4 protein-coding genes, 1 tRNA gene and 1 other RNA gene are annotated in these 7,530 nt (G+C 67.5%); 5 read left to right on the top strand and 1 reads right to left on the bottom strand.

Going from position 1 to position 7,530, the window contains the following annotated elements:
• A partial coding sequence (locus CXY81_RS00150; protein ID WP_233193891.1) for a hypothetical protein occupies nt 1-268 on the top strand: 268 nt, incomplete at its 5' end.
• A 466-nt stretch (nt 269-734) separates the two neighbouring features.
• Here the strand turns inward: CXY81_RS00150 and CXY81_RS00145 are convergent.
• Nucleotides 735-822: transfer RNA gene (locus CXY81_RS00145), tRNA-Ser, on the bottom strand.
• A 228-nt stretch (nt 823-1,050) separates the two neighbouring features.
• Here CXY81_RS00145 and ffs point away from each other — a divergent pair.
• The 4 genes from ffs (at nt 1,051) to CXY81_RS00125 (ending at nt 7,265) form a co-directional block, all read left to right on the top strand.
• Nucleotides 1,051-1,147: signal recognition particle sRNA small type (ffs, locus tag CXY81_RS00140), an RNA gene on the top strand.
• A 158-nt stretch (nt 1,148-1,305) separates the two neighbouring features.
• Entirely contained in the window at nt 1,306-3,774 is a 2,469-nt protein-coding gene (locus CXY81_RS00135; RefSeq protein WP_104193601.1) for a phosphoketolase, read from the top strand.
• A gap of 3 nt (nt 3,775-3,777) precedes the next feature.
• The gene (gene pta, locus CXY81_RS00130; RefSeq protein ID WP_104169197.1) at nt 3,778-6,039 is read left to right on the top strand and encodes a phosphate acetyltransferase; all 2,262 of its coding nucleotides are present in this window, start codon (nt 3,778-3,780) and stop codon (nt 6,037-6,039) included.
• Complete coding sequence (locus tag CXY81_RS00125) at nt 6,036-7,265, top strand: acetate/propionate family kinase (protein WP_104193600.1); 1,230 nt, start codon at nt 6,036-6,038, stop codon at nt 7,263-7,265. Before pta ends, CXY81_RS00125 begins: the two co-directional genes overlap by 4 nt.
• Nucleotides 7,266-7,530: the final 265 nt, after the last annotated feature.

Here is a 7,530-nt window from a genome sequence, read left to right as displayed (position 1 = left end):
GGGCTCGAAGAGTAGGATCAGCCGGATGAGCCTCGCCGCCGCCCAATTCGTCTCCAGCACCACCCTCGGAACCCGAATCGTGGTGCGCACCCGCATCGAGGGCGGGGTCACGGATGCCGTGGGTTGCTTGCGGTCCGTCTCCGACACAGGGTGCATGGTTGAGACCAAACGCGGTCTGGTCGTCCTCGCACTCGCCGATGTCGTGGCCGCGAAGCCGGTGCCGCCGCCGCCCGTGCCGCGTGCGCCGCGGCATCCGCTCGCCGACTAGCCCCCGGTGCTCGCCGGTGGTCGCCGGACCTGCCCCGACACTCCCGTGGCCAACTCAGGAGATCCTTGGGCGGCCGCAGTCTGCTCCGCACTGGTCTGCGGCCACGGCGGAGCGGTCCGCCCGGATCTCCTGAGTTGGCCCCATGCCAGGCACGGTCGGAGCCTCGCTTCGTGCATAACTCCTGCCAATTCTCGGCGGGGGGCTGTTTCAGGGCTCTATTGGCCACATCCGGCAGATTTTTGCGGGAGCTATGCACGCGGGTCGGTGGCTAACTCAGGAGAACCACGGCCAGTTGCGGTTCCCGCCCCCGGAATCAGGCGGTGGATGTTTGCGTGCGGCTTGGATCTCCTGAGTTAGCCCCATCCGGGCACGGAAGCAGCCCTGCGGGGGCGGAAGATTCGAACCCCCGAGAGTTGATTGTCGAGTTCGTCGAGACTAATGCCCGCCCACGTGCTGCAGCACAATTTGGCGGAGAATGGGGGATTCGAACCCCCGAGGGCTCTCACCCAACACGCTTTCCAAGCGTGCGCCATAGGCCACTAGGCGAATTCTCCTGGCCGAACGTTCCCTCAAGGAACGACCTATGGAATCTTACCTGTTTTCGGCGGCCTCCGTGCACACTCGCCCCGGCCGCCCGGTACAGACCCGGTACAGACCCGGTGCAGACCCGGTGCAGACCCGGTGCAGACTCGGTGCAGACCCGGTACAGACCCGGTGCAGACTCGGAATCGACTCGGAATCGGCCCGTTTTCGGCCTTGCCGGCTTTGCGTCTAAACTAGGTGTCGGCTCCTCGCGTGGCGCCATCTCGGCCAACTCCCCCAGGACGGAAACGTAGCAAGGGTAACCGGGCTCTGGTGGGTGCGCGAGGAGTCTTTTTCATGCCCGCACGCACCGGAAAAACAGCCACAGCCCAGCCACAGCCCAGCCACAGCCCCGCCACAGCCGCAGGCCGTTAGCAATGATAACGATTTCGCCTCATCTCGTAGGATGAGACGGCGCAGATAACGCCCCCGCCCCGATAGTGCCTGGAGGCACCATGGCTGAAATATTCGGTAAACCCTTTCTCTGGCCAGACCGGTCACCGCATCCGCTCAGCGCTGAAGCGCTCGCCAGCGTCGATGCCTGGTGGCGGGCCGCCAACTACCTGTCGGTAGGGCAGATCTACCTGCTCGACAACCCGTTTTTGCGTGAGCCGCTCACGCGGGACCACATTAAGCCGCGTCTGCTCGGCCATTGGGGAACCACCCCGGGGCTCAATTTCCTTTACGCACACCTGAACCGCGCCATCCAGGAACGGTCGATCAGCACCCTCTACGTCACCGGCCCTGGCCACGGTGGCCCCGGGATGGTGGCAAACGCCTACCTCGACGGCACGTACTCCGAGATCTACTCCGGCGTCGACCAGAGCGAGCAGGGCGTCAAGGCCCTGTTCCGCCAGTTCTCGTTCCCCGGCGGCATCCCCAGCCACGCCTCGTCCGAGACGCCCGGCTCGATCCACGAGGGCGGCGAGCTCGGTTACGCGCTCAGCCACGCCTACGGCGCCGCGTTCGACAACCCCGACCTGCTGGTCGCCGCGGTCGTCGGCGACGGCGAGGCCGAGACCGGCCCGCTGGCCACCAGCTGGCACTCGAACAAGTTCATCGATCCGCTTCAGGATGGCGTCGTGCTGCCGATCCTGCACCTCAACGGGTACAAGATCGCCAACCCCACCGTGCTCGCCCGCATCCCGGAAGAGGAACTCCTCGACTTGATGCGCGGCTACGGCCACAAGCCCTACATCGTGGCCGGCGGCTTCGACGGCGAGGATCCCCTCCTCGTGCACCAGCGCATGGCGCTCACCCTCGACGAGGTGCTCAACGAGATCGCCGCGATCAAGGCGCGCGCCCTCGCCGGCGACACCGAGCGTCCGCGCTGGCCGATGATCATCCTGCGCACGCCCAAGGGCTGGACCTGCCCGCCCGTCATCGACGGGGTGCAGGTCGTCGACTCCTGGCGTTCGCACCAGGTGCCGCTGAGCAACGCCCGCGACACCGAGGCGCACACCCGACTGCTCGAAGAGTGGCTGTCCTCCTACCGACCGGGCGAACTCTTCGATGCGAGCGGCGCCCCCGTGGCGGAGGTTTCGTCGCTGGCCCCCGTGGGCGACCTGCGGATGAGCGCGAACCCGGCCTCCAACGGTGGGCTGCTGCGCCGGGCGCTGAAGCTGCCCGACTTCCGGGAGTACGCGGTGGATGTCCCTTCCCCGGGCGCCACCACCGATGAGGCGACCAAGGTTCTCGGCACCTGGCTGGCCGACGTCATCCGTGACAACCCCGACAATTTCCGCATCTTCGGGCCCGACGAGACGGCCTCCAACCGCCTCGCCCCGGCCGTCTACGCGGCCACCGACAAGCAGTGGAACGCGGAATTCCACGAGGGTGACACGAACCTCGCCCGCGCCGGCCGCGTGATGGAGATGCTCAGCGAACACCAGTGCCAGGGCTGGCTGGAGGGCTACCTGCTCACCGGCCGTCACGGCCTGTTCAACTGCTACGAGGCCTTCATTCACATTGTCGACTCGATGTTCAACCAGCACGCGAAGTGGCTCAAGGTCACCCGCGAGATCCCGTGGCGCCGCTCCATCTCGAGCCTGAACTACCTGCTCAGCTCGCACGTCTGGCGCCAGGATCACAACGGGTTCTCGCATCAGGACCCCGGGTTCATCGACCACGTCGTCAACAAGAGTGCGGATGTCGTGCGCGTCTACCTGCCGTTCGACGCCAACACGCTGCTCGCCACCTACAGCCACTGCCTGCGCAGCGTGGACTACGTCAACGTGGTCGTCGCCGGCAAGCAGCCCGCGCCGAACTGGCTCACCATGGACCAGGCCGTCGCGCACTGCAAGCGGGGTCTGGGCATCTTCGACTGGGCCGGAACCGAGACGTTCGGCACCTCACCCGACGTCGTGCTGGCCGCCGCCGGCGAGGTGCCCACCCTCGAGGTGCTGGCCGCGGCCGCCATCCTGCGGGAATGGCTGCCCGACCTGTCGGTGCGCGTCGTGAACGTCGTTGACCTGATGCGCCTGCAGTCCGAGGCGGACCACCCGCACGGCCTCAGCGACAGCGAGTTCGACGCCATCTTCACGGCCGACAAGCCGATCGTGTTCGCCTACCACGGGTATCCGTGGCTGATCCATCGCCTGACCTACAAGCGCACCGGGCACGGCAACCTGCACGCCCGCGGCTACAAGGAGAACGGCACCACCACCACGCCGTTCGACATGGTCATGCTCAACGACCTCGACCGGTACCACCTGGTGATGGACGTCATCGACCGGGTTCCCGGGCTCGGCGCCCGCGCCGCCCTGCTTCGCCAGGAGATGCAGGATGCCCGCCTCCGGGCCCGCAATTACACCCGCGACCTCGGGGAAGACATCCCCGCCGTCACCGAATGGGTCTGGGACGCCGATGGCGTCGGCGTGACCCCCGACAATGCCGGTGTCTCCACCGGCGGAGATAACGTATAAACCGTGGCTGACAGTATCTATATCACCTCTGCCGAGGGAAATACCGGCAAATCCACCATCGCCCTGGGCGTGCTCGACACCCTGCTCCGTTCGGTGCAGCGCGTCGGTGTGTTCCGGCCCGTGGCCCGCTCGGCGCACCACCCCGACTACGTGCTCGAGCTGCTGCTCTCGCACCTGTCGAGTGCGTCTGCGCTCACCGTGCAGCCCCCGCTGACCTACGACGACTGCGTCGGCGTCACTTACGACGAGGTGCACCTCGACCCCGACGCGGCCCTGGGCCGCATCGTGCAGCGCTTCAAGGCCGTCGAGGCCCAGTGTGACGCGGTGGTCGTGATCGGCTCCGATTACACGGATGTCGGCAGTCCCACCGAGCTCGCCTTCAACCTGCGCATCGCCGCCAACCTGGGGGTGCCGGTGCTGCTGGTGCTCGGCGGGCGGGTCGGTCCCGGCCAGCGCGACACGCTCAGCCAGGGTGACCGGCAGCTCGGGCAGAGCGACCCGCGCACGGCCGAGGACATCCGCCAGTTGACCGACGTGACCCTGGCGGAACTGCGCGACGAGCACGTTTCACTGCTTGGCGTGATCGTCAACCGCGCCGATCCGACTCGGCTCGATGAGCTCATCGACGCCGTGCGGAGCGTCGTCGACGCCGACATGAAGCCCGGCAGCGGACGCAACGCGGTGCCGGTCTGGGCGCTGCCCGAAGACTCGTTCCTCGTGGCCCCGAGCATGAAGAGCATCCTCAAGGCCACCGACGGCACGCTCGTCAAGGGTGACCCCGCGCTGCTGTCCCGGGAGGCGCTCGGCGTGGTCGTGGCGGCCATGTCGATGGTCAACGTGCTGCCGCGCCTGTTCGAGGGCGCCGTGGTTGTGGTTCCCAGCGACCGCCCGCAGGTGCTGCTGGCCGTTCTGATGGCGAACTCGTCCGCGACGTTCCCGTCGATCGCCGGCATCGTGCTGGTCGGCGGCTTCGCCCTGCCCGAGGAGATCGGGCGGCTCGTCGAGGGGCTCGACGCCTCGGTGCCGATCATCAGCACCGAGCTGAACTCCTATGACGCCGCGCTGCGCATCACACACACGCCCGGACGGATGGCCGCCGACTCGCAACGCAAGCGCGACACGGCGCTGGCGCTCTTCGAAGGCCACGTGGAGGCATCCGTGCTGCTCGACCGGCTCAAGGTGAGCCGCGCCGACGTGGTGACGCCGCTGATGTTCGAGTACATGCTGCTCGAACGCGCACGCACCAACCAAAAGCGCATCGTGCTGCCCGAAGGGGACGACGACCGCGTGCTGCGCGCCGCCGCGACCCTGCTGGCCCGCGATGTGGCCGACATCACGATTCTCGGTGAGGAGTTCGAGGTGCGCTCGCGTGCCATCGGCCTCGGCCTGGACATCGCCAAGGCGCAGGTTCTGAGCCCCTTCGACGACGTGCTGCGGCGCAAGTTCGCGGAGGCGTACGCGAAGCTGCGCGCCCACAAGGGCGTCACGGTCGAGCAGGCCATGGAACTCGTCACCGACGTGTCCTACTTCGGCACCATGATGGTGCAGCTCGGGCTGGCGGACGGCATGGTCTCCGGGGCGACGCACACCACGGCGCACACCATTCGGCCGAGCCTGCAGATCATCAAGACGCGTCCGGGAGTCTCGGTCGTGTCCAGCGTGTTCCTGATGGCGCTGGCCGACAAGGTGCTCGTCTACGGCGACTGCGCGGTGAACCCTGACCCCACCGCGGAGCAGCTCGCCGACATCGCCATCTCGGCGTCGGAGACGGCCGTCGAGTTCGGTATCGAGCCGCGCATCGCCATGCTGAGCTACTCGACCGGCGAGTCCGGGCAGGGTGCCGACGTGGACAAGGTGCGGGCCGCCACCGCCCTCGTGCGGGAGCGTCGCCCCGACCTTCTGATCGAGGGTCCCATCCAGTACGACGCGGCAGCGGATGCCGCCGTCGCCGCCACGAAGATGCCCGGTTCGGCTGTCGCCGGCCGCGCCACCGTCTTCATCTTCCCCGACCTGAATACGGGCAACAACACGTACAAGGCCGTGCAGCGGAGCGCCGGAGCAGTGGCCATCGGCCCCGTCCTCCAGGGCCTGCGCAAACCCATCAATGACCTTTCCCGAGGAGCACTAGTGCAGGACATCGTCAACACCGTAGCCATCACCGCGATCCAGGCCGTGACGCTCGCAGCGTCCGAGTCCGGCGCCCCGGCAGCTTCGGCTTCTGGTGCGGCATCTTCCGCTTCGGCCGCAGCGGCGGTGTCCGCATGACCGCCATCCTGGTCGTCAACTCCGGATCGTCGTCGTTCAAGTACCAGCTCATCGACATGGACACCGAAACCGAGCTCGCCAGCGGCCTGGTCGAGCGCATCGGCGAGCCGATCGGGCACTCACGGCACACCGCGGGCACGTCGAAGGACGGCCGCACCGAGCGCGACCTGCCGATCATGGACCACACCGCCGGCTTCGCCGTGATGATCGAGGCCTTCGCCGAGCACGGCCCGAAGCTGTCCGAGACGAACCTGATCGCCGTCGGCCACCGCGTGGTGCAGGGCGGCAACCGGTTCTTCGAGCCGACCGAGATCACCCACCTGGTCGAGCTGAACATCGAGGACCTCTCCGAGATCGCTCCGCTGCACAACCCGGCCAACGTGCAGGGCATCCGTGCCGCCCGCGCCAGCTTCCCGAACGTGCCTCACGTCGCCGTGTTCGACACCGCGTTTCACCAGACGCTGCCGCCGGCCGCGTACACCTACGCGATCGACAAGGACGTCGCGACGCGGTACCGCGTGCGCAAGTACGGCTTCCACGGCACCTCGCACAAGTTCGTCTCGGAGGCCGTGGCGGCCTACCTCGACCGGCCCCTGGCCGAGCTCAAGACGATCGTGCTGCACCTGGGAAACGGGGCATCCGTGTGTGCCGTCGACGGCGGCGAATCGATCGACACCTCCATGGGCATGACCCCGCTGCAGGGGCTCGCGATGGGCACCCGCTCGGGCGACATCGACCCGGCCGTGATCTTCCACCTGCGCCGCCGGGCCGGGATGACCACCGCCGAGCTCGACGACCTGCTCAACCGCCGCGGCGGCATGCTGGCCCTGGCCGGCAACGGCGATATGCGCGACGTGGAGGATGCCGCGGTCGCGGGCGACCCGGTCGCCCAGGCTGCCCTCGACGTGTACTTCCACCGCGTCAAAGGCTATGTCGGCAACTACTACGCGCAGCTCGGAACCGTGGACGTCATCGTCTTCACCGCGGGCGTCGGCGAGAACTCGCCGATCGTGCGCGCGGGCGCCCTGGCCGGACTCGAGGGCATGGGGATCGAAATCGACCCCGTGCGCAACGAAGCCAAGTCCCGCACGACGCGCGTGATCTCCACGGACAACTCCCGGGTAACCGTGCTCGTCATCCCGACGAACGAGGAGCTGGAGATCGCCCGGCAGACGCTGGGGACGGTCAAGCGCACGCATCCGTCGGTGTATGGGGTTCGCTGGTAGGGGTTTCGGCTCCTGTGTCTCGTTGATGCTTTCGTTGATCGGCCGTTCCCGGGTTCCGGGGGCGGCCGATTGGCGTGTGGGGGTTCGGGGCGCTCGGGATGCGGGGGTTCGGGGTGCGGGGTGACGTAACTTCGGAGTTTTTGGCGACACGCGGCATCCGTGGGCTGGGGTGACCCGGTCTTTCCGGACGGGGTCCTTGGTTTCATTTTAGGCGGCGAGTGTGAGTTTGATGAGGCGTTCGGTGGGTGTTGAGTAGCCGAGAGTT

The sequence above is a fragment of the Cryobacterium sp. M25 genome, assembly GCF_002929635.1.
In the GTDB taxonomy this organism is placed as follows: domain Bacteria; phylum Actinomycetota; class Actinomycetes; order Actinomycetales; family Microbacteriaceae; genus Cryobacterium; species Cryobacterium sandaracinum.
This window is presented reverse-complemented; position numbering and strand designations above follow the sequence as displayed.

What these genes read in the sequence shown, in the direction of transcription:
- CXY81_RS00135 (WP_104193601.1), top strand. Translation starts at nt 1,306, where the DNA reads ATGGCTGAAATATTCGGTAAACCCTTTCTCTGGCCAGACCGGTCACCG.
- CXY81_RS00125 (WP_104193600.1), top strand. Translation starts at nt 6,036, where the DNA reads ATGACCGCCATCCTGGTCGTCAACTCCGGATCGTCGTCGTTCAAGTAC.